The organism is Blastococcus sp. CCUG 61487, from assembly GCF_005222955.1.
Lineage (GTDB): Bacteria > Actinomycetota > Actinomycetes > Mycobacteriales > Geodermatophilaceae > Blastococcus.
This window is the reverse complement of the sequence record NZ_LWUA01000173.1, coordinates 1-261: the sequence shown is the minus strand read 5'-3', so window position 1 is coordinate 261 and position 261 is coordinate 1. Positions and strand designations below refer to the sequence as shown.

Sequence of the window (261 nt, the reverse complement as noted above, 5' to 3'; positions counted from 1 at the left end):
GCGCCGCGCTGGCCGCGGTGATCGCGGCCGCGGCGACGTCCCGCCAGGTGGTGCTGATCGCCCCGATGTGCGACGACGAGGGCGCCGCGCGGTTGCGCCACCTGCTCGCCGGGCGGGTCCGGCTGGTGCCGATCCCGGCGACCGGCGGCACCGCGGTCAAGCAGCGGATCCGCGTCGGCGACCACTCGGTGGCCCGGCTGGACTCCGGTGCCCCTGTGGCCACCCTCGGTTCGTTGCCTCCCGAGGCGGTGGACGCGCTGC

Annotated in this window: 1 pseudogene; it reads left to right on the top strand. The window is 77.8% G+C overall.

Annotated features, from left to right (window positions below):
* A pseudogene (locus A6V29_RS09540) lies at positions 1-261 on the top strand (D-beta-D-heptose 1-phosphate adenosyltransferase); the annotation flags it as partial.